Below are 20,327 nucleotides of genomic sequence, written 5' to 3' on the forward strand. Positions count from 1 at the left end.
AATCGTCTCATCCGACGCCGCCAGACCGTCCGCCAGACTCAACTGACCCAAAACACGATCCGCCATCCCGAATCTCCCTGCTCCAACCTTCACCACAGAATCACCGTTCGGCTTCTGTGCAAAGGTCTCACAAGGGGAGAAGGGAAAGCCGCACGAAGCGGCTCGCCCCGGAATGGTAAGAGTGAGGGCAGCGCAAACCTGAAGCGATTGGCCACGTCGTGGCCCGAAATCAATTGCTTTGTGACGGCAGTTATGCTAGGAATTTATTCATGGTGCAGATTTGCGCCAGCGACCCGCCTTTGAGGCGGGTTTTTTGTTTTAGCCGATCTCGACCGGATTAAACGTCACGCAGCGATGACGATCGCCGACAGCAGGCCGAACAGCGCGATCAGCAGAAGGTCGGCCGTCCGGTAGAGTTTCAGCGCCCGCCTGATGTCGATGCTTTCCGCATCGCGGCGGCCGCCTTCGCCCATGAATGCATCGTCGACCATGACGCCGTCATAGGAACGCGGGCCGGCGAGCGCCAGGCCAAGCGCGCCGGCCATCGCTGCCTCAGGCCAGCCGGCATTGGGCGAGCGGTGCTTTTTCGCGTCGCGCTGCACGGTGCGCCAGGCGTTGCCGGCATCGGCGCCTTTGACGAAGAAAGAGGCAGCCACGATGAGCAGCGCGGTCAGCCGTGACGCCGGCAGGTTGATCAGATCGTCGAAGCGCGCCGCCGCCCGGCCGAAGGCCTCGTGGCGCGGCGTGCGGTGGCCGATCATCGAATCGGCGGTGTTGGCGGCCTTGTAGGCGACGCCGCCGGCCAAGCCGCCGACGCCGATCCAGAAGACGGGCGCGACGGCGCCGTCGGAAAAATTCTCGGCCAGGCTTTCGATCGCCGCGCGGCAGACACCTGATCTGTCGAGCTTTTCCGGATCGCGGCCGACGATCCGCGAGACGGCAACACGGCCGATATCGAGTCCGCCATTGTCCAACCCGTCGGCCACCGCCTCGACATGCTCGGCCAGGCTCTTCTGCGACAGCAGCGACGTCGCCAGAATCGCCGTGAGGATCAATCCGGCTGGAATGCCCGAAAGCATGGTTTCAACTGCGAAAGCGATGGCGGCCGGCACCAGCACGATGATCAGCAGCGCATGAACACCGCGCCGGCGACGCAGGGCGTCGGAATCAGTATCGCGGTTGAGCCTGCGGTCGAGAAAGGATATCAGCCTGCCGAACCAGGTGACGGGATGGCCGATGGCGCCGAACAGCCAGGCCGGGTAGCCGACAGCGAATTCAACAACCAGTGACAGGAAAGCGATCAGGATCGACATGAAGTCTCTTGATGGAGCGGCGACAGTGGTGGATCACGGCGGAAGCCTTGGCCGGGCGAGAGCGCTTTTCCCGCACGCGCCACAACCCTTCGTCGACCTCTCGACCGGTATCAATCCGCACTCCTATCCGTTTTTCGAGTTGCCCGCCACCGCCCTGTCGAGATTGCCGGAAGCCGCGCGCGCCCGCGAGTTGGCCGACGTCGCGGCAAGCGCCTATGGCTCGCCATCGGCAGCGCATGTGATGTCGGCGCCTGGCACCCAGATCCTGTTGCCGCGCGTCGCCTCGCTGGCGAGCCCCGGTAAGGCGCTGGTGCTCGGGCCGACCTACGCCGAACATCAGCGGGCAGCGGCGATCGCCGGCCATGCTGTGATGGAGGTCGATGATTTCGAAGCCCTGGCAGGAGCCGACCTTGCCATCGTCGTTAACCCCAACAATCCAGACGGGCGCATCATCGAACGCAAGAAGCTGCTTGCGCTTGCGGGAAAATTGCGCGCCAGAGGCGGGTTGCTGGTCGTCGACGAGGCGTTCATGGATGTCGGTCCGCTGGGCGAAAGCCTGACCGGCGATGTCGAGCAAGGCGGCATCGTCGTATTGCGATCCTTCGGCAAGTTCTTTGGCCTCGCCGGGCTGCGGCTTGGCTTTGCACTGGCCGACACGCTGACGGTCGAGCGGCTGGAGGCGCAGTTCGGGCCATGGGCGGTCGCCGGACCGGCGCTCGAATATGGGATCCGCGCACTTGCCGACACCGGTTGGCAGGCCGAGATGCGACGCCGTTTGGCCGAGGATGCGGCGCGGCTCGATGCGCTGTTCGGCCGCTTCGGCGTGCCTGTCGCCGGCGGCACCACGCTGTTCCGCTATGTCAGGCTGACGGACGCCGCCGGCCTGTTTTCGGCACTTGGCGAGCGTGGCATCCTGCTTCGTCATTTCTCCGGCCGGCCGCATGTGCTGCGCGCCGGGCTGCCGGGTCCGGAGGAAGAATGGCAGCGGCTCGAATCGGCTCTTGCCGACTGGGCGCAACAGCGCGACGATAACGCCTAAAGCGCGTCGCATTTGAACGGATTCATGCGACGCGCTTTAAGTTCTTGTTTTTATGCATGTCGTTGTCGCAAAACCGCTGCGCACTTTTGCGCGACATGCATTAGGAGATCCAAGCAATGATCCATGTCTGTTCGCTGTCGAAGGTCGAGGAAACGGTCGCGAAAACCGGCGCCGAGCGGCTGCTTTCCCTGCTGGCTGCCGGTACCGAGGTGACGCGCCCGGCCTCGATCATCAGGGAAAACCATCTGCATCTGGTCATGCACGACATTGCGGTGGCGCAGGACGGCATGACCATGCCGGGCGAAATCCATGTCCGTGACTTGCTCGATTTTGCGCGCCGATGGGATCGTGCGAGGCCGCTGGTCGTACATTGCTATGCCGGCATCAGCCGTTCGACGGCCTCGGCCTACATCATCGCGGCCGCATTGGCGCCGAAGCGCGACGAGGTCGAGTTGGCTGAGACGCTGCGGGCGCTATCGCCGACGGCGACGCCCAATCCGCGACTGATCGCAGTTGCCGACGCGCTGCTTGATCGCAACGGCCGCATGAGCCGCGCCATCGAGGCGATTGGGCGCGGTGCGGACGCCTTCGAAGGCACGCCGTTCGCGCTGAAGATCGACGGCTGATTCTGGTCAGAACCTGATCCATCCCGATCTGGATGGGCTGCGCCTGTTTTCATCCAAGCTATTGATCACCCTTTCCATGTACCGCGTAGCTTCCTCCAAGCCCTTCGGTGCCGGTTCGAACGGTTCGCACTCTTGAAAGCCGAACTGGCGGTAAAGGGTGATTGCATTCGTCATGAATGAAACTGTCACTAGGTTCACCTTTTGGCACCTGGACTGCTCGATAGCATCGAGCGCCGTCGCAAGTAGGCGGGCGCCTACGCCTTTTCCTCGTTCTTCCGGACGCACGAAGAGCTTAATGATCTCGGCAACATCTCCATGACTGACGTAGCCGACGCAACCTAAGGCGACAGAGCCAGCCCGAGCGAGGTACATGCCTGTGCTGGGCGAGGTGCATTTCTCCAACAAGCTCGCGGCATCGTCAGAATAGTAGGCGGAAATCACATCTTCGGACGGAAGTCCGTGCACGCCGCATTGTGCAACGTCCCATTGGCCCATCTCCGCGATGAGTGCGCCGGCTTCATGGAAGTCAGCAAGGGTCAGTGCCTTTGTGACGACAACCATCGCGCACCCATGGATGTGAGACTAGAAGCAACCGGCGATACTTTGCTTTACGCACGGTCTGGAAACTAGCGCCATCAAAAGTGGCTGTCTGCCTTGAACCTCAAGCGCGGCGTGTGCAGAAATCCGCATTTTGGCTCACCTTGACCTGAGAAACACCCCTAGGCCAGCCAATCGACCAGCTTGGCCTTGCGAACGTCCTTCAACAGGCTGATGAAACCGTCGGCCTGATGGATGGCGGTAAGCCTGCCCTTTTCGGCCGTTGCAATGCTGGCATCGCCGACCACGCCGTTCGGGTTGAGATCGGTAGCGATCCAGGCGAAGGCGTGCGTTCCGGTGTGGCGCAGCAGCGAAAATTCCTTTTCGGCGCGGGCGACATTGGACACGAAATTGTCGGCCTTTGCCATGTCGACCAGATCCGGCCGGAAATGCAGCATCAGCGAGGTCTCGACATCGCCGCCATGAATGCCGTGGCGATCCTCAAGCGCGGTATACATGCCGGCCGGCCGGCCAAAGCGCTGCCAGCTCGTCTTCACCGCCAGCATCTTTGCGCGCACGCGCAATTCGCGCGTGATGATGCCCATGATCTCCTCGTTGCCGCCATGCGAGTTCACGACGATCAGTTTCCTGATGCCGGCCCGCGCGATCGACAGGCCAAGCTCGGTCCAGGCCTCGATCAAGGTTGCCGCCGGCAGAGTGAGGGTCCCCGGCGCATGCAGGTGCTCGTTCGACTTGCCAACCGCCTGGACGGGCAGGATGCGAATGTCGAGATCACCCGGCAGGCGGGCGATCACCGTGTCGAGCATGCCGTTCATGATCGAGGTGTCGGTCGAAACCGGCAGATGCGGGCCGTGCTGTTCGATCGCTGCCACCGGCAGAACGGCGATCGTCGCCTCCGGGTCGATGGTGGCGTATTCGGTGGTCCGGTAATCGCCCCACCACACGCGTTTATTTGGAACGGCCATTGTGAACCTCGAAGACTGAATGCGCGTTTGCGCTGCCCCTCACCCTTACCCTCTCCCCGTGAAGAACGGGGAGAGGGGGATCGCCAGCGTTGCGGCAGTGCCCCTTCTCCCCGTCACTATAAGGGGAGAAGGTTGCCGGCAGGCGGATGAGGGGCGGCACCAACCTTTGTCGTGTAACTTGAGATCGCTGGCCTGTCGATTCGTACCCTTCGGCTAGTTCCTCACCCTGCCGCGATGACCTCGATCTCGACCTTGAATTCGGGCCGGGCGAAACCGGACACGATCATCAGCGTCGATGCTGGTGCCGGGCTGGTGAACAGGCGGTCGCGGACGTCCATATAGGGCCGCAGGAAAGCGCGGTCGGTGACATAGGCGTTGATGCGGACGATATCGGAGAGTCCAAGCCCGGCCTCGCCGAGAATCGATGATATGTTCTGAAAACAGAGTTCAGCCTGTGCGCCGGCATCCTCCGGGATCTGATCGTCCAGAGTGATGGCAACCTGGCCAGAACACAGCACCAGCCTCTTGCCGGGCGGCACCTCGACGCCATGGCTGTAGCGGGCAAAAGGCGGTTTGATCGACTTCGGCGTCAGGAATTTGAACATGACAATCTCCAGTCTCCGCCAGCCTATCGCATCGGCCCGAAAATCGGGATCGATTTTCGGAAAGCACGATGCGAAGACTCAAAAATTTTAGAGCGTACTTTGTGCGTCCACTTGGGCGCACGTCGCTCTAAAGCCGGATTAGGCGAACCTTCAAGATGCAGTGCATGTTATCAGGGCGATTGTGGACAGGCGTTCAAAAAATAGGCACGATGCTTCCGGTACAGCATGACCAGTCCGGCCTTCGCGCACGACTGTTGCGCAAGCGGGCGGTCCCGGCGATGGCATGTGTCTTGCTTCTTGAATCGATGGTGTCGAGCTCGGCGCGTGACGCGCCCGAGCCAACAAAGGGTGGTGCGGATGGACGGAAAACTTAAGATTTCGGCTGGTGCGATCGTGCTGGTTGCCGCGAGCACGCTGAGCGCGGCAGCAAATGAGAAGGTCACCTTCGGCACCAACTGGCTCGCCCAGGCCGAGCACGGCGGCTACTATCAGGCCGCGGTGGATGGCACCTATGCCGCTTGCGGGCTCGACGTAACGATCATGCAAGGTGGCCCGCAGGTCAGCGGGCGGCCGCTGTTGCTCGCCGGCAAGATCGACTTCTATATGGGCGGCAACATGCTGCAGGCCTTCGACGCCGTCCAGCAGGAGATTCCGCTGCGCGTGGTCGCTGCCTCCTTCCAGAAAGAGCCGCAGGTGATCATGGCCCATCCAGGTCAAGGGCTCGATAAATGGGAGGATCTGAAGAACGCGGATCAGTACATCATCGCTGACGAAGGTGCACAGAGCTTCTTCCAATGGATGGTAACGGAATTCGGCTTCGATCCGGCCAAGCGCGTGCCCTACACCTTCAACCCCGCACCTTTCATCGCCAATCCAAAATCGATCCAGCAAGGCTACGTGACCTCGGAGCCCCATGCCGTCGCCAAGGAAGGCGGCTTCCAGCCAAATTTGTTCCTGCTCGCCGACTACGGCTTCGACACCTATGCGACGACGATCGAGACCATGCAGGCCACGATCGACAAGCGGCCGGAGGTGGTTCAGTGCTTCGTCGATGGCTCGGCCAAGGGCTGGTACAACTACCTCTACGGTGACAACGCTGCCGCCAATGCGGCGATCAAGAAGGACAATCCCGACATCAGCGACGAGCAGATCGCGTTTTCGATCGAGCAGATGAAGAAATTCGGCATCGTCGATTCCGGCGACACGGAAAAACTCGGCATCGGCGCAATGACCGACGCGCGTATCCAGAGCTTCTACGATAAAATGGTCAAGGCCAAGGTCGTGCCGGCCGATATCGACATCAAGAAGTCCTACACGCTGGCCTTCGTCAACAAGGGCGTCGGGATCGACCTGAAGAAATAGCACCCGGGCATGATGCAGGAGAAAGTGGCGCAAGCGCCGGCAAGCGCATCGGGCACAGGTCCGATGCTGCTGGCGCTGCGCGGCGTCGGCAAGGTCTTTTCGAATGGCGTGACAGCGCTCAGCGACGTCGACCTGGCGATCCGGGAAGGCGACTTCCTCAGCCTTCTCGGCCCGTCCGGTTGTGGCAAGTCGACGGCCTTGCGCCTCATCGCGGGTCTTGCAACGCCGACCTCTGGGCTGCTCGACTGGCGCGGCAGCAGCTCTGTCGATCGCCCTGACATCGGCTTCGTCTTCCAGGAGCCGACTTTGCTGCCCTGGGCCGATGTCTTCGACAATGTCTGGCTGCCGCTCCGGTTGAAGGGCGTGTCGCGGGCTAAGGCTGCGCCTGTCGTGATGGAGATGCTGGCGCGGGTTCACCTGACCGGCTTCGAGAATGCCGTGCCGCGCGAGCTGTCCGGCGGCATGAAGATGCGCGTCTCGATCGCCCGCGCCATGGTGACCAAGCCGCGCGTTCTTTTGATGGACGAGCCGTTCGCGGCACTGGACGAGATCACCCGCTTCAAGCTCAACAACGATCTTCTGGAGCTGTGGCAGGAGGAGCGTTTCACCGTCGTCTTCGTTACCCATAGCGTCTTTGAAAGCGTTTTCCTCTCCAACCGCGTCGTCGTCATGGCGGCGCGACCGGGCCGAGTGTTCAAAGAACTCGCCATCGATGCGCCCTATCCGCGCAACGAGACCTTCCGTACCTCGCCCGACTATGCCGCGCTCTGCCGCCAGGCATCCGATGTGCTGATCGGCGCCATCAACTCAACCGCCGGACCCCCTCATGACGGCCATTGAAGAACACGCACTGACGCTCGACCCCGAGGAGGCGCGTCGCGTGCGCCAGGAGCGGCTCGAGCAGATCGGCCGATGGGTGCTGCCGCTGGCGATCATGATCCTGGCGATCTGGCTGTGGGATCGCGTCTGCGTCTGGAACGACATTCCGAAATATATCCTGCCGCGCCCCGGTGTGGTGCTGCAAACGCTGTTCGACGATGCCGGGCTGCTGTTCTCGTCGCTGCTGGTGACGCTCAGGATCACCTTCCTCAGCCTGCTACTCGCCGTCGTCGGCGGGGTCGGGCTGGCGGTGCTGTTCGCGCAATCGAAATGGGTGGAGATGTCGTTCTTCCCGTTCGCCATCGTCCTGCAGGTGACGCCGATCGTCGCGATCTTCCCGCTGATCAACATCTACGTCGACAACCAGACGACGAAGCTTCTGCTTTGTGCCTGGATCGTCGCCTTCTTCCCGATCCTGTCCAACACCACACTCGGCCTCAATTCCGTCGACCGCAATCTGCGCGACATGTTCAAGCTCAACGGCGCGACCCGCTGGCAGCAATTGCGTTATCTCAGGCTGCCGGCGGCGATGCCCTATTTTCTTGGTGGGCTGAAGATCGCCGGCGGCCTGTCGCTGATCGGCGCGGTGGTGGCGGAGTTCGTCGCCGGGGCCACCGGCCAGTCGTCGGGGCTTGCCTCGCGCATCATCGAGGCCGGCTACCGGCTCAACGCACCGCGGCTGTTCGCGGCGCTGATCCTGATCTCGTTCACCGGCATTCTGATCTTCCTGGTGCTGTCGCTGATCTCGCATCTGATCCTGCGGCGCTGGCACGAAAGCGCGCTGAAGCAGGAGCGGTAAGGTGGGTGAAATGTCTGCGCGAAACACCCCCCTCTGTCCTGCCGGACATCTCCCCCTCAAGGGGGGAGATCGGCTGCATGTTTTGTTTTCGCCAATCTCGGACGCGGCAAAGGAAGCGCCTCGGTCGAAGCTGCCAATCTCCCCCCTTGAGGGGGAGATGTCCGGCAGGACAGAGGGGGGTAAGGCTTGATACCGGCCTCTGGTTCTTATCATCTTGCGAACGTCCGACTTCATGCGTCACTGACGCCGGGCCTTGCCGCAGCCTTCGACGCCGATGGCTTTGCGCTCGCCGATATCGCCGTCGCCGACGGCAGGATTTCCAGCGTCGTCGCGCATCGCCAGTCCAATACACCGGCAGGCACGATCGACCTCGGCGGCCGCATCGTCATGCCGTGCTTTGTCGACTGCCACACCCATATCGACAAGGGCCATATCTGGCCTCGAAAACCCAATCCCGACGGCACGTTCATGGGCGCGCTGAATGCCACCGGCGCTGACCGCGCTGCCCGTTGGAGCGCGGACGATGTTGCCCGCCGCATGGATTTTTCGCTGCGCTCAGCGTACGCGCACGGCACCAAAGGCCTGCGCACCCATCTCGACAGCGTCGCGCCGCAGGAGGAGATCTCCTGGCCGGTGTTCGAGACGATGCGGGAGCAATGGCGCGGCCGCATCGAGCTGCAGGCGGCCTGTCTGCTCGGCATCGAAGGCGTGCGCGACAGGAAATGGTTCGAAGGATTGGCCAAACGCGTCGCCGCGGCCAAGGGCGTGCTCGGCGTCGTCACCTACATGCTGCCGGACCTGGAAGAGCTTCTCGACCAGGTGTTTGCGCAGGCGATCAAGCATGGCCTCGACCTCGATTTCCATGCCGACGAGACCGACGCCGCCTCGGCGATCTCGCTGAAGAAGATCGCCGAGGCGGCACTATGGAACGGTTTTGAGGGAAACATCCTTGTCGGCCATTGCTGCTCGCTGGCACGCCAGCCCGATCTCGATGTGCTGGACACGCTGGACAAGGTGGCGAAGGCGCGGCTCGCCGTGGTGTCGCTGCCGATGTGCAATCTCTATCTGCAGGACCGGCGCGGCGACAACACCACACCGCGCTGGCGCGGCGTGACGCTGCTGCACGAGATGAAAGCGCGCGGCATTCCGGTGGCCGTCGCCTCCGACAACACCCGGGATCCGTTCTACGCCTATGGCGATCTCGACATGCTGGAAGTCTATCGCATGGCGACGCGTATCCTGCATTTCGATCACCCAGTCGGCGACTGGCCACAAGCGGTGACTGCAACACCGGCCAAGGTGATGCGGCTCGATGGTTTCGGCACGCTTGCCGCCGGCGGCGCGGCCGACTTCGTCGTCTTCAAGGGGCGGAGCTGGACGGAATTGCTGTCGCGGCCTGAATCGGATCGCACCGTGGTGCGGGACGGCCGCGCCATCGAGCGCCGATTGCCCGACTATGCCGAACTCGATGATCTGATGGAGAAATGATGGACATTTCGGCGCTGAAGCGCGATCTCGACGGCCTGAAGATCGACGACCATCCGGCGATCGTCCAGCAGAAGAGCCGCGATTTCTACTGGTACAGCCCGGTGCTGAAGCAGCAGCTCGACCATGTGACCGGCGACCTGATCGTGACGCCGAAGACGGAAGACGAGGTGATCCGCGTGCTCGCCGCCTGCCACCGGCATGGCATTCCTGTGACGCCGCGCGGCAGCGGCACCGGCAATTATGGGCAGGCTATGCCGCTGTCCGGCGGCGTCGTGCTCAACCTTGCCGAGATGAATACGATCAAGACGATTGCGCCGGGCCGCGTCGTGACCGGGCCGGGTGCCGTGCTTGCCGACATCGACAGAGCGACGCGGGCGCATTCCGGACAGGAGCTTCGGATGTCGCCGTCAACCTACAACACGGCGAGTATAGGCGGCTTTGTCGCCGGCGGTTCAGGCGGCATTGGCTCGATCCGCTGGGGCGGGCTGCGCGACCTCGGCAATGTCATCAGGCTCAGGACCGTGACGATGGAGGCGGAGCCTCGCATCATGGATCTTACCGGCGAGGAGGTGCTGAAGGTCATGCATGCCTACGGCACCAACGGCATCATCACCGAGGTCGAGATGCCGCTGACCGCAAGCTACGACTGGATCGATGTCATAGTCGGCTTCGACGATTTCATGGATGCAGCCGGTTTCGGCAATGGTCTTGCCATCCAGGATGGCATTCTGGCGAAACTGATCACGCCGATCGCCGCTCCGATCCCCTATGACTATTTCAAGCGGCACCAGAAATTCTTCCGGCGCGAGCAAAGCATCGTCGTCTGCATGATCGCGTCGCATGCGATGGATGCCTTTGTCGCCCTCACCGCACGCAGCAAGGGCGAGATCGTCTTCCGCGCCGACAAGGAGGCCGATCTCAAAGGCCTGCCGCCGGCCTATGAGCTGACCTGGAACCACACGACGCTGCGTGCCATCAGGGTCGACCCGACGATTACTTATCTGCAGACCCGCTATCCCTCGCCGGATCACCTCGCTTACGTCAAGGCGATGATCGATCGCTTCGGCGACGAGGTGCCGACGCATCTCGAATTCATCCGCTTCGATGGCGCGATCGGCGTGGCCGGACTGCCGCTGGTCCGCTTCACGACAGCGGAGCGGCTCGACGAGATCATCCGCATCCATGAAGACAATGGCTGCTGGGTCTTCAATCCGCACCGCTACACGCTGGAAGAGGGCGGCATGAAGCAGACGGACGAGGTGCAGCTCGCCTTCAAGCGCGAGACCGATCCGCAAGGGCTGCTCAATCCCGGCAAGATGATCGCCTGGGAAAACCCGGACTACGACTATCGCTCGGGCAAGTCGTTCCTGTTCAAGGGGTTGGAGAAGGCGGGTTGAACGATGACGAGCGTGTGGCGCTGTACCCCCCTCTGGCCTGCCGGCCATCTCCCCCTCAAGGGGGGAGATTGGCAGTTTCTACGCCTCGATCCCCTTGCCGCGTTGGTGTTTGGCAAAACCGATGGTGACGGCCAATCTCCCCCCTTGAGGGAGAGATGCCCGGCAGGGCAGAGGGGAGTGCCTCGCGCCAACCTGCGAGCACTTCAATGAAAATCCTCGTGCTCTACGCCCATCCGGTCGAGGCCAGCTTCAATGCCGGTTTGCACAAGGTGATCGTCGAGCGGCTGACGGCCGCTGGCCATGCCGTCGACGATTGCGACCTCTATGCCGAGAATTTCGATCCCAGGCTGACGCGCGCCGAACGGGTCAGCTATCACGACGAGCGCGGCGCCGCTGATCCGGCGGCCGCTTATATCGAGAGGCTGCAAAAGGCCGAGGCGCTGGTGCTGTCATTCCCGGTGTGGAACTACGGCTATCCGGCGATCCTGAAGGGGTTCTTCGACCGCGTTTTCCTGCCTGGCGTGTCGTTCAAGCTGGTCGACGGCAAGGTGAAGCCGTCGCTGCACAACATCCGCAAGCTGGCGGCGGTCACCACCTATGGCGGCAGCCGGCTCCATGCAATGCTGATGCGCGACCCGCCGCGAAAGCTGGTCAAGCGTGTGTTGCGCGCCACGGTCAAGCCAAGCGCCTCCGTTTCCTATCTCGCGCATTACTCGATGAACCTGTCGACCGATGAAACGCGGAAAAGATTCATGGCGAAGGTCGCCGCCAGCATGGATGCCTTCTGATGCGGGTCCTGGTGGTTTACTGCCATCCTGTGCCCGAATGCTTTTGCGCCGCGATCCGGGATAGTGCCATCGAGGTGCTGAAGGCGAGGGGCTGGGAGGTGCGGCTGCTCGACCTCTATGCGGAGAATTTCAATCCGGTCATGGGCTGCGGCGAGCGACGCTCCTACAATGAGCACGCCCCGCAGGACCCGGCGCTCAAGCCGCACATCGACCACCTCAACTGGGCCCAGGCAATCCTCTTCATCTACCCGACATGGTGGTACGGGCTGCCGGCAATGCTGAAGGGGTGGCTAGACCGGGTCTGGGCGACCGACGTCGCCTTTACGCTTCCAGCGGGCAAGGGACGGATTCAGTCGCTGATGAGGCATGTGACGAAGATCGGGGTAATCACGACCTGCGGCGCACCGACCTGGTGGAGCGTGGTCGTCGGACAGCCGGGACGCAAGACAATCCTGCGCGGCATGCGGGCGCTCTGCGCCACCCGCTGCCGAACGTTCTTTCTGGCCCACTACCTGATGGACGCGTCGACGCCAAAGACGAGGGCGGCATTTCTGGAGAAAGTAAGAAGGAAGCTGGAACGGTTTTGAGCCGGCAGAAATTACCTTCTCCCCTTGTGGGAGAAGGTGGATCGGCGCGCAGCGCCGAGACGGATGAGGGGTGCTGGAAGAAACGAGGCCATGGGAAAATCAACCGTTTCGAGGCGCTTAGCTTTTCGGCGCAGCGATCCGTCCAACACCCCTCATCCGACCACGCTTCGCGAGGCCACCTTCTCCCACAAGGGGAGAAGGGAAGGGTGCCCCTTACATCCGCACCCGTTCCGCTTTCGGATCGTACATCGGTTTCAGCGATGCCACGGCGGCGAAGCGCTCGCCGGCGATCTCGATCTCGTAGGACGACGACAGCAGATCCGCCTCGCTCTCGCCCTGGCACTCGATGTAGCCGAGCCCGATGGCGCCGCCGAGATGGTGGCCGTAATTGCCTGAGGTGATCGGGCCGACGATCTTGCCGTCGCGCAGGATTGCCTCATTGTGGAAGAGCAGCGGCTCAGGGTCTCTCAGGCGGAACTGCACCAGGCGCCGGTTCAATCCGCTTTCTTTTTTCCTCAGCACGGCATCGCGGCCAAGAAAATCGCCCTTGGCGGTCTTCACCGCGAAGCCGAGGCCTGCTTCCAGCACATTGTCTTCGTCGGTGATGTCGTGGCCGAAGTGCCGGAAGGCCTTTTCGATGCGGCAGGAATCCAGCGTGTGCAGACCGCAGAGTTTTAGGCCGACTTCGGCGCCAGCCTCAGCGATTGCCTCGAAGACATGGGCGGCCTGGTCGGTCGAGACATAAAGCTCCCAGCCGAGCTCGCCGACATAGGTGACGCGGTGAGCACGGGCCAGTCCCATGCCGATTTCAATCTCCTGAAACGTGCCGAATGGATTGGTTTCGTTGGAGAAATCGTTCGGGCTCAGCTTTTGAATCAGCTTCCTTGAATCCGGGCCCATGAGGCAGAGAACGGCTTCTGCAGCGGTCACATCGGTGATGACGACGAATTCATCGGTGAGGTGCTTGCGCAGCCAGGCCAGGTCGCGCTGCAGCGTCGCGCCGGGCACAACGAGGAAGTACGCCGTTTCCGACAGCCGCGAGACGGTGAGGTCGCTCTCGATGCCGCCGCGCTGGTTGAGCATCTGGGTGTAGACGATCTTGCCCGGCGCCACGTCCATGTCGTTGGCGCAAAGCTTCTGCAGGAAGGCACAGGCGTCGCGGCCCTCGACACGGATCTTGCCGAACGAGGTCATGTCGAACAGGCCGACGCCGTTTCGGACCGCCAGATGTTCGTCGCGTTGGTTGTCGAACCAGTTCTGCCGCTTCCAGGAATAGCGGTATTCGCGCTCCTGGCCTTCGCGGGCGAACCAGTTGGCGCGCTCCCAGCCGGCGACTTCGCCGAACACCGCGCCGCGCGCCTTCAGATGTTCGTGTAGGGGAGAGCGTCTCACGTTCCGTGAAGTCGCCATCTGGCGGTACGGGAAATGGTCGGCGTAGAGCAGGCCGAGCGTCTCGGAGACGCGCTCTCTGAGGTAACGGCGGTTCTTCTGGAACGGCTGGGCGCGGCGGATATCGACCTCCCACAGATCGAAGGGTGCCTCGCCATCGTTGATCCATTGCGCCAGGGCCATGCCGGCGCCGCCGGAGGAGACGATGCCGATGGAATTATATCCGGTCGCCATCCAATAGCCGGAAAGCTCCGGCGCCTCGCCGAGATAGTAGCGATCGTCGGGCGTAAAACTCTCGGGACCGTTGAAGAAGGTGTGGATGCCGGCGCTGGCCAGCATCGGCATGCGGTTGACGCCCATTTCGAGGATCGGCTCGAAATGCTCGAAATCCTCGGGCAACTGGTCGAAGCAGAAATCCTCACGGATGCCATCCATGCCCCAAGGTTTCGCCACCGGCTCGAAGGCACCGAGCATCATCTTGCCGGCATCTTCCTTGTAGTAGGCGCATTCGTCCGGCACGCGCAGCACCGGCAGGCGGGTCAGGCCGGGGATCGGCTCGGTGACGAGATAAAAATGCTCGCAGGCGTGCAGCGGGATGGTGATGCCATTCTGTGCACCCAGCTCGCGCGCCCACATGCCAGCGCAGTTCACGACGACATCGGCCTCGATCATGCCTTGCTCGTCGCCTTGCGCCCAGGAAACGCCGGTGACGCGGCCATCCCTGGTATGGACCTTGGTGACCTTCACGTTCTCGACGATGGTCGCACCGCGCTGGCGCGCGCCCTTGGCCAGCGCCATGGCGATGTTGGCCGGGTCGCACTGGCCGTCGAGCGGCAGATGCACGGCGCCGACCACGTCGGAAATGTTGAGATGCGGATACATCTCCTTGACTTCACCAGGCGAAATCTCGCGCACGTCGACGTCGAAGGCGCGGGCGAGAGACGCCTGCCTATAGATCTCGTGCTTGCGCTCCTCGGTCAGCGCCACGGTGATCGAGCCGACCTGGCGCATGCCGGTGCCGACATCGGTCTCGGCTTCCAGCTTGACGTAGAGGTCGGCCGAATATTTCGCCAGCCGCGTCATGTTCTGCGAGCCGCGCAACTGGCCGATCAGGCCGGCGGCGTGCCATGTCGTGCCCGATGTCAGCTGCTTTCGTTCGAGCAGCACGATATCGGTCCAGCCGAGCTTGGCCAGATGGTAGGCGACCGAGCAGCCGGAGACACCGCCGCCGATAATGACAGCCCTTGCTTTGGGAGGAATGGTTTTGGCGGGCAGGGCGCTCATGCAGCCTCACGGCGATAGCTGGAAGCAAAACGGCGCAAGCGAAGGGCTGCTTCCAAAAGCACCGCCTCGGGCTGGCAGAGGCTGACGCGAATATGGCCGGCGGCCGCCTCGCCGAAGCTTGAGCCGGGCATCACGCCGACCTTTTCCTTGTCGAGGAGAGCCCAGGCGAACTTCTCGTCGTCGGGCTCGAGAGCCGATATGTCGAGCATGACATACATGCCGCCTTCGGAACCGCGCACGGTGACGTTGTTCATGCCGCGCATGGCATCGAGGACGACGCTGCGCCTTGCAGCATAGCGTTCGGCAATCTCCGTGACGCCGTAGCCGTTTTCCAGCGCCTCGGCGCAAGCGAGGCTGATGAAGGCCGGCAAACCATAGGTCGTCACCAGATTGAGGTTGATCAGCAGCGAGATCATCGTTTCGGGGCCGGTCAGCCAGCCCATGCGCCAGCCGGTCATGCCATGGCTCTTGGACATCGAGTTGATGACGAGCGTGCGCTCGGCCATGCCGGGCAGGGCGCGGGGCGAGATATGCTCGCCACCACCCAGCGTCCAGTAGACCTCGTCCGACAGCAGCCAGAGGTCATGCTCGCGGCAGATCTGCGCCAGCTCTTCAAGATGCTGCCGCGAATAGACGGCGCCGGTCGGATTGTTCGGTGTGTTGATGAGGATGGCCCGCGTGTTCGGGCGAAGGGCGGCGCGGATCATGTCCGCGCGGGGTTGGAAACCATCCTCGGCCGGCGTCTCGACGACAGTGAATTCCGCGCCCGCCGCACTGAAGGTGTTTGGATAGGTGGCGTAATAGGGCGCGACCACGATGGCGTGGTCGCCCTGGTCGAGCACGGCCTGCACGGCAGCGTAGAGTGCCGCCTGTCCACCCTGCGTGGCGATGACCTGGTCGGGGTTGGTCGCAACGCCGGTGCAGAGGGTCGAGGCCGCCGCCATCGCCTTGCGCAGGCGCGGAATGCCGGGAAGCGGGGTGTAGTGGTGGTTGCTGGCGCGAACCGCTGTCACGCAGGCTTCGATGGTTTGGCCCGGCGCATCGAAATCATGGTCGCCGACCGACAGCATGATGATGTCCTCGCCGGCCTCCTTGCGTGCCCAGGCAGCGGAATGAACCTCCCAGCCATCCTTGCCGGAAGGTACGATGCCGGAAATACGCGATGATGGTCTGGGCATTATGCTCTTAGCCTCTCGTTCTTCGGATCCCACAGCGGCTCGTCGTTCTGTACGACCGCCTTGAAGCGCTCGCCAAAGATTTCAACCTCGACCGTGGTTCCCGGCTCGGTGAGGTCGGCGCGCAGCATGCCGAGCGCGATCGATTTGTCGATGCGATGACCCCAGCCGCCGGATGTTGTCTCGCCAACGATCTCGCCGTCATGCCACAGCGTCGACATGGTGGGCGCATCGCAGTCGCCGGGATTTTCGACGGTCAGCGTGACGAAGCGTTTCTTGACACCCTGCTGCTTCTCGTTCTGCAACGCCGCCTTGCCGCGAAAATCCGGCTTGTCCCATTTGACGAAGCGCTCCAGCCCGCCCTGCAGGATCGAGTAGTCGGTCGACAGGTCTCCCTTCCAGGCGCGATAGCCTTTTTCGAGCCGCAGCGAATCCAGCGCGTACATGCCGAACGGCTTCAGGCCATGCTTCTGCCCGGCCGCCCAGACGGCATCGAAGATCGCGGCGGTGTCGTCGATCTTGGTGTGGATTTCCCAGCCGAGTTCGCCGGCGAAGGATACACGCAGTAGCCTCGCCCAGCGGCCTGCGATTGTCGTTTCCTGATGCGTGAGCCAGGGCAGAGCAAGGTCGGCGGCGCAGATATCGGCGAGGATTTTTCGCGAGTTGGGTCCGGCGACGATCTGCGTGAAATATTCCTCTGTGCGATCGATCAGCTTGAATGTCGCATGCTTCGGCATGCGTGATTTCAGCCACTCGAAATCGTGCCACTGCGCCACCGCGGCGGTTATCAGCGTCATCAGGTTCTCATCGTGACGCACGACAGACATTTCGGTGACGATGCGGCCCTTGTCGTCGGCAAAATAGACGAGGCCGATGCGGCCGGGTTTCGGCACCAGCCCGGTGACCTGCTGGCTTAGCCATTCGGCAGCGCCAGGGCCGTCGAGGTTGAAGCGGGAGAAGCCAGGCAGGTCCAAAATGCCGGCGGCGTCGCGCACGGCGAGGCATTCTTCGCGGACGCGATGCTGCCAGGGCCCGTCGCGGCGGAAGGTCAGCGTCGCGGCTTCCGAGACGTCGTCGCCGGCTTGCGCGTACCAAGTGGCGCGCTCCCAACCATTATAGGCGTCAAAGCAGGCGCCGAGCGCCTTGATGCGATCGTGGATCGGTGACAGTTTGCGGTCGCGTCCAGCCGGCCAGGCATGGCGTGGGAATTGGATGGCGTATTCGTTGCCGTAGATCTCCATGCCCTTGGCGATGCAGTAATCCGGGGCCGAGGCAAAGCTGGTGAAGCGGCGCGGATCGCAGGACCACATGTCCCATTCGGTCTGGCCCTCCGTCACCCATTCGGCCAGCACCTTGCCGGCGCCGCCGCCCTGAGCGATGCCGAAGGTGAAGACGCAGGCCTCGAAGGCGTTGGGCACGCCGGGCATCGGGCCGATCAGCGGGTTGCCGTCCGGCGCGTAGGGGATCGGGCCGTTGATGACTTTTGACAGGCCGGCGGTGCCGAGGATAGGCACGCGGGCGACGGCATCGGCCAGATAGTCCTCCAGCCGGTCGAGATCGTCGGGGAACAGCTGGAACGAAAAATCATCGGGCATTGGGTCATTGTGGCCGACCCAATGCGCACGGCAATTGCGCTCATAGGGGCCGAGATTCATGCCGTTCTTTTCCTGGCGCAGATAATAGGAGGTGTCGACATCGCGCAGCAGCGGCAGTTTCTTGCCTTGCTCCTTTGACCATGCGGCCAGTTCGGGGATTTCCTCGAACAGGATATATTGATGGCTCATCACCATCATCGGCACGTCGCGGCCGAACATCTTGCCGACTTCGGCCGCGCGGTAGCCGGCGGCGTTGACGACGATCTCGCAGCGGATCTCGCCCTGCGCGGTCTCGACCACCCACTCGTCCTTCTCGCGGCGCACGCCGGTGACCGGACAGAAACGGATGATCTTCGCACCCATGTCGCGGGCGCCCTTGGCCAGCGCCTGGGTCAGCTGCGCCGGGTCGATATCGCCGTCGCTCGGATCGTAGAGCGCGCCCTTCAGCTCATGCGTTTCGATGAACGGGTAGCGGCGCTTGATCTCGTCGAGCCCGACCACGTCGATGTCCATGCCCTGATAGCGGCCCATGCCCTTGGCGCGCTGGAACTCCTGCATGCGCTCGGCCGTATGGGCCAGCCTGAGTGAGCCGGTGACGTGGTAGTTCATGGGATAGCCGACCGCATCGGCCAGTCCGCGATAAAGCTCGGTCGAATAGCGCTGCATGTTCATCAGCGACCATGAGGAGGAGAAGGTCGGCACGTTGCCGGCCGCATGCCAGGTCGAGCCGGAGGTGAGCTCGTTCTTTTCCAGGAGCACGCAGTCGGTCCAGCCCGCCTTGGCGAGATGGTAGAGCGAGGAGGCGCCGACGACACCACCTCCGATGATCACCACACGTGCCGTGGTCGGCAAACCGGCCATGTTCTTCTCCAAACCTCTAGTAAACAGGTGGTGAAACCACCCAGATGACTACCGCCGGCTCCGCTCCAGGATTGCGCCAGCGGAACGGCTTGCCGTCGAAGCGAAAGGAGTCGCCCTCACCAAGCCGGTGCCAGACACCTGATACCTCGATGTCGAAGCTGCCGGAAGCGACATATCCGGCTTCCTCCGTCGGCCGGCGCGCCTCGGTCTTTAGCTCCGCACCCGGCGCGAAGACCGAACGCAGCATCTCGAAGCTACCGCCGAGATCGGGCGACAGAAGCTCCTCCACCAGGCCGGAATCGCTTGTGCCAAGCGTGCGGCGGCTGCCGGCGCGCACGACCACGCCGCGCTCGTTCTCGACGGGCACGTCATGGCTGAAGAACAGGCTGACCGGCACGCCGAACAATTCCGCGAAGGCCCTGAGATCGCTGAGCGAGGGTATCGACAGGCCGCGCTCGACCTGACTGACCCAGCCGACGGAGCGGCCGAGCTTCAGGCCGACCTCGGCAAGCGTCAGCCCGCGCGCCCGGCGCAGAGCCCTGATATCGCCGGCCAGCAGCCGTTCGCGATTTTCCTGCTCCGATCTGACGGCGGTTGAGGTCAAGCCATTTCTCTTACTGAAAAATTCCCCTTGGTGAAAAATTTCGGGCAAATTTCATGAGGGGTCAAGTTCGTGAAAAAATCAAGGGCATTTTCATGAGGCTACAAGATTTGCTTGCGCCATTTTGACGGTTCAGGCAAAGGCTCGGCCACGAACGGCGAGTGAGGGCGTCCGGTCGAGACCCACGATAGCGCGCCGCGCGTCCAATTGGACGCGCAAAGGACGCTCTGTCATTTTCTAGACTGCGCATGATCCTTCCGGACACCGATCCCGATTTCCGGGGCCATGCGCTAAGGACGGCCCATGCTGGAAAACAACACCCGGATCGCCAAGGATGCGGCGATCGTCGACGAGGCGATCACGTCGCGCCGTTCGGTGCGCGCCTTCCTGCCCGATATGGTCGACGACGAGACGATCCGCGCCATTCTCGCTGTAGCGGCTCGTGCGCCTTCGGGCACCAACATGCAACCTTGGCGGGTCTACGTCACCAAGGGCGAGGTCAAGCAGCGGATCACCGATGCCATCCTCAATTCCGGTATCCGCGCCGAAAAGGCCGAGTGGGACGAGTATCGCTACTACCCGGACCAGTTCTTCGAACCGTATCTCACCCGGCGGCGGGCGAACGGCTTCGGCCTCTACGGCGTGCTCGGCATCGGCCGGCGCGAGGTCGACAGGATGCGCGCGCAGCACGACCGCAACTTCGTCTTCTTCGACGCGCCGGTCGGCATGATCTTCACCGTCGACCGGCGGCTGAACAAGGGGTCGTGGATCGATTACGGCATGTTCCTGCAGAACATCATGGTGGCGGCACGGGGCAGGGGCCTGCACACTTGTCCTCAGGCGGCCTTTGCACCTTATCACAAGCAGATCAGGCCGGTGCTCAACATCCCCGATGAGGAGATCGTCGTCTGCGGCATGGCGCTCGGCCATGAGGACACGTCCAAGCCCGAAAACGAGTTCCGCACCGACCGCGCGCCGCTGGAAGAGTGGGTGACGTTCGCCAAGTGAGGTGACGC

The 20,327-nt window shown here is 62.7% G+C and carries 18 protein-coding genes; 10 read left to right on the forward strand and 8 right to left on the reverse strand.

What is annotated here, in order from left to right; translation table 11 throughout:
• Positions 1 to 344: 344 nt before the first annotated feature.
• Entirely contained in the window at positions 345 to 1,313 is a 969-nt protein-coding gene (gene cbiB / locus EN885_RS21705; RefSeq protein ID WP_128242682.1) for an adenosylcobinamide-phosphate synthase CbiB, read from the reverse strand.
• On the opposite strand from cbiB, the gene cobD reads away from it, so the two are divergent.
• Complete coding sequence (gene cobD, locus EN885_RS21710) at positions 1,312 to 2,352, forward strand: threonine-phosphate decarboxylase CobD (RefSeq protein ID WP_095486742.1); 1,041 nt, start codon at positions 1,312 to 1,314, stop codon at positions 2,350 to 2,352. The genes cbiB and cobD overlap by 2 nt on opposite strands.
• 116 nt (positions 2,353 to 2,468) lie before the next feature.
• Positions 2,469 to 2,978, forward strand: a complete 510-nt coding sequence (locus EN885_RS21715) for a tyrosine phosphatase family protein (RefSeq protein WP_128242681.1) — start codon at positions 2,469 to 2,471, stop codon at positions 2,976 to 2,978.
• Between the two features lie 6 nt (positions 2,979 to 2,984).
• Here the strand turns inward: EN885_RS21715 and EN885_RS21720 are convergent, their stop codons facing one another.
• The 3 genes from EN885_RS21720 to EN885_RS21730 all read right to left on the reverse strand — a co-directional run bounded on the left by EN885_RS21720 (position 2,985) and on the right by EN885_RS21730 (position 5,106).
• Complete coding sequence (locus EN885_RS21720) at positions 2,985 to 3,539, reverse strand: GNAT family N-acetyltransferase (RefSeq protein WP_128242680.1); 555 nt, start codon at positions 3,537 to 3,539, stop codon at positions 2,985 to 2,987.
• A gap of 158 nt (positions 3,540 to 3,697) precedes the next feature.
• Entirely contained in the window at positions 3,698 to 4,501 is an 804-nt protein-coding gene (locus EN885_RS21725; RefSeq protein ID WP_128242679.1) for a creatininase family protein, read from the reverse strand.
• 221 nt (positions 4,502 to 4,722) lie between these two features.
• Positions 4,723 to 5,106: a RidA family protein gene (locus EN885_RS21730; protein WP_128242678.1), complete on the reverse strand. Its 384-nt coding sequence runs from the start codon at positions 5,104 to 5,106 to the stop codon at positions 4,723 to 4,725.
• 357 nt (positions 5,107 to 5,463) lie between these two features.
• Here EN885_RS21730 and EN885_RS21735 point away from each other — a divergent pair, with 357 nt between their 5' ends.
• The 7 genes from EN885_RS21735 to EN885_RS21770 all read left to right on the forward strand — a co-directional run bounded on the left by EN885_RS21735 (position 5,464) and on the right by EN885_RS21770 (position 12,406).
• Complete coding sequence (locus EN885_RS21735) at positions 5,464 to 6,468, forward strand: ABC transporter substrate-binding protein (RefSeq protein WP_128242677.1); 1,005 nt, start codon at positions 5,464 to 5,466, stop codon at positions 6,466 to 6,468.
• Positions 6,469 to 6,477: 9 nt separating this feature from the next.
• Positions 6,478 to 7,308 (forward strand): ABC transporter ATP-binding protein, encoded by an 831-nt coding sequence (locus EN885_RS21740; RefSeq protein WP_128242676.1) that lies wholly within the window; start codon positions 6,478 to 6,480, stop codon positions 7,306 to 7,308.
• Positions 7,295 to 8,146: an ABC transporter permease gene (locus EN885_RS21745; RefSeq protein ID WP_128242675.1), complete on the forward strand. Its 852-nt coding sequence runs from the start codon at positions 7,295 to 7,297 to the stop codon at positions 8,144 to 8,146. The genes EN885_RS21740 and EN885_RS21745 overlap by 14 nt, the downstream gene beginning before the upstream one ends.
• Positions 8,147 to 8,332: 186 nt before the next feature.
• The gene (locus EN885_RS21755; RefSeq protein ID WP_128242674.1) at positions 8,333 to 9,634 is read left to right on the forward strand and encodes a cytosine deaminase; all 1,302 of its coding nucleotides are present in this window, start codon (positions 8,333 to 8,335) and stop codon (positions 9,632 to 9,634) included.
• Positions 9,634 to 11,031 carry an FAD-binding oxidoreductase gene (locus EN885_RS21760; RefSeq protein WP_128242695.1) on the forward strand — a complete coding sequence of 466 codons (1,398 nt, stop codon included), beginning with the start codon at positions 9,634 to 9,636 and terminating at the stop codon, positions 11,029 to 11,031. The genes EN885_RS21755 and EN885_RS21760 overlap by 1 nt, the downstream gene beginning before the upstream one ends.
• A 206-nt stretch (positions 11,032 to 11,237) precedes the next feature.
• On the forward strand, positions 11,238 to 11,819 hold the full coding sequence (locus EN885_RS21765) for an NAD(P)H-dependent oxidoreductase (RefSeq protein WP_128242673.1): 582 nt from the start codon (positions 11,238 to 11,240) through the stop codon (positions 11,817 to 11,819).
• Positions 11,819 to 12,406 carry an NAD(P)H-dependent oxidoreductase gene (locus EN885_RS21770; protein WP_128242672.1) on the forward strand — a complete coding sequence of 196 codons (588 nt, stop codon included), beginning with the start codon at positions 11,819 to 11,821 and terminating at the stop codon, positions 12,404 to 12,406. The genes EN885_RS21765 and EN885_RS21770 overlap by 1 nt, the downstream gene beginning before the upstream one ends.
• 213 nt (positions 12,407 to 12,619) lie before the next feature.
• Here the strand turns inward: EN885_RS21770 and EN885_RS21775 are convergent, their stop codons facing one another.
• Genes EN885_RS21775 through EN885_RS21790 form a run of 4 tightly spaced genes read right to left on the reverse strand, consistent with a single transcriptional unit; the run spans position 12,620 to position 19,314 of the window.
• Positions 12,620 to 15,079, reverse strand: coding sequence for an FAD-dependent oxidoreductase (locus EN885_RS21775; RefSeq protein ID WP_164897891.1), 2,460 nt, complete (start codon positions 15,077 to 15,079; stop codon positions 12,620 to 12,622).
• Positions 15,076 to 16,257: a pyridoxal phosphate-dependent aminotransferase gene (locus EN885_RS21780; RefSeq protein ID WP_128242671.1), complete on the reverse strand. Its 1,182-nt coding sequence runs from the start codon at positions 16,255 to 16,257 to the stop codon at positions 15,076 to 15,078. Before EN885_RS21780 ends, EN885_RS21775 begins: the two co-directional genes overlap by 4 nt.
• Positions 16,257 to 18,710: an FAD-dependent oxidoreductase gene (locus EN885_RS21785; protein ID WP_128242670.1), complete on the reverse strand. Its 2,454-nt coding sequence runs from the start codon at positions 18,708 to 18,710 to the stop codon at positions 16,257 to 16,259. Before EN885_RS21785 ends, EN885_RS21780 begins: the two co-directional genes overlap by 1 nt.
• A gap of 16 nt (positions 18,711 to 18,726) precedes the next feature.
• On the reverse strand, positions 18,727 to 19,314 hold the full coding sequence (locus EN885_RS21790; RefSeq protein ID WP_128242669.1) for an XRE family transcriptional regulator: 588 nt from the start codon (positions 19,312 to 19,314) through the stop codon (positions 18,727 to 18,729).
• Between the two features lie 300 nt (positions 19,315 to 19,614).
• Between EN885_RS21790 and EN885_RS21795 the strand changes: the two genes are divergently transcribed.
• A complete protein-coding gene (locus EN885_RS21795) occupies positions 19,615 to 20,319 on the forward strand; it encodes a nitroreductase (RefSeq protein ID WP_128242668.1) in 705 nt (234 codons plus the stop codon).
• Positions 20,320 to 20,327: the final 8 nt, after the last annotated feature.

The organism is Mesorhizobium sp. M6A.T.Cr.TU.014.01.1.1 (genome assembly GCF_004022765.1).
Classification (GTDB): Bacteria; Pseudomonadota; Alphaproteobacteria; order Rhizobiales; family Rhizobiaceae; genus Mesorhizobium; species Mesorhizobium mediterraneum.

Coding starts and splice junctions, on each gene's coding strand:
- EN885_RS21740 (WP_128242676.1), top strand. CDS start 6,478: ATGATGCAGGAGAAAGTGGCGCAAGCGCCGGCAAGCGCATCGGGCACA.
- cbiB (WP_128242682.1), bottom strand. CDS start 1,313: ATGTCGATCCTGATCGCTTTCCTGTCACTGGTTGTTGAATTCGCTGTC.
- EN885_RS21760 (WP_128242695.1), top strand. CDS start 9,634: ATGGACATTTCGGCGCTGAAGCGCGATCTCGACGGCCTGAAGATCGAC.
- EN885_RS21715 (WP_128242681.1), top strand. CDS start 2,469: ATGATCCATGTCTGTTCGCTGTCGAAGGTCGAGGAAACGGTCGCGAAA.
- EN885_RS21725 (WP_128242679.1), bottom strand. CDS start 4,501: ATGGCCGTTCCAAATAAACGCGTGTGGTGGGGCGATTACCGGACCACC.
- cobD (WP_095486742.1), top strand. CDS start 1,312: ATGAAGTCTCTTGATGGAGCGGCGACAGTGGTGGATCACGGCGGAAGC.
- EN885_RS21780 (WP_128242671.1), bottom strand. CDS start 16,257: ATGCCCAGACCATCATCGCGTATTTCCGGCATCGTACCTTCCGGCAAG.
- EN885_RS21745 (WP_128242675.1), top strand. CDS start 7,295: ATGACGGCCATTGAAGAACACGCACTGACGCTCGACCCCGAGGAGGCG.
- EN885_RS21720 (WP_128242680.1), bottom strand. CDS start 3,539: ATGGTTGTCGTCACAAAGGCACTGACCCTTGCTGACTTCCATGAAGCC.
- EN885_RS21770 (WP_128242672.1), top strand. CDS start 11,819: ATGCGGGTCCTGGTGGTTTACTGCCATCCTGTGCCCGAATGCTTTTGC.
- EN885_RS21730 (WP_128242678.1), bottom strand. CDS start 5,106: ATGTTCAAATTCCTGACGCCGAAGTCGATCAAACCGCCTTTTGCCCGC.
- EN885_RS21765 (WP_128242673.1), top strand. CDS start 11,238: ATGAAAATCCTCGTGCTCTACGCCCATCCGGTCGAGGCCAGCTTCAAT.
- EN885_RS21785 (WP_128242670.1), bottom strand. CDS start 18,710: ATGGCCGGTTTGCCGACCACGGCACGTGTGGTGATCATCGGAGGTGGT.
- EN885_RS21775 (WP_164897891.1), bottom strand. CDS start 15,079: ATGAGCGCCCTGCCCGCCAAAACCATTCCTCCCAAAGCAAGGGCTGTC.
- EN885_RS21795 (WP_128242668.1), top strand. CDS start 19,615: ATGCTGGAAAACAACACCCGGATCGCCAAGGATGCGGCGATCGTCGAC.
- EN885_RS21735 (WP_128242677.1), top strand. CDS start 5,464: ATGGACGGAAAACTTAAGATTTCGGCTGGTGCGATCGTGCTGGTTGCC.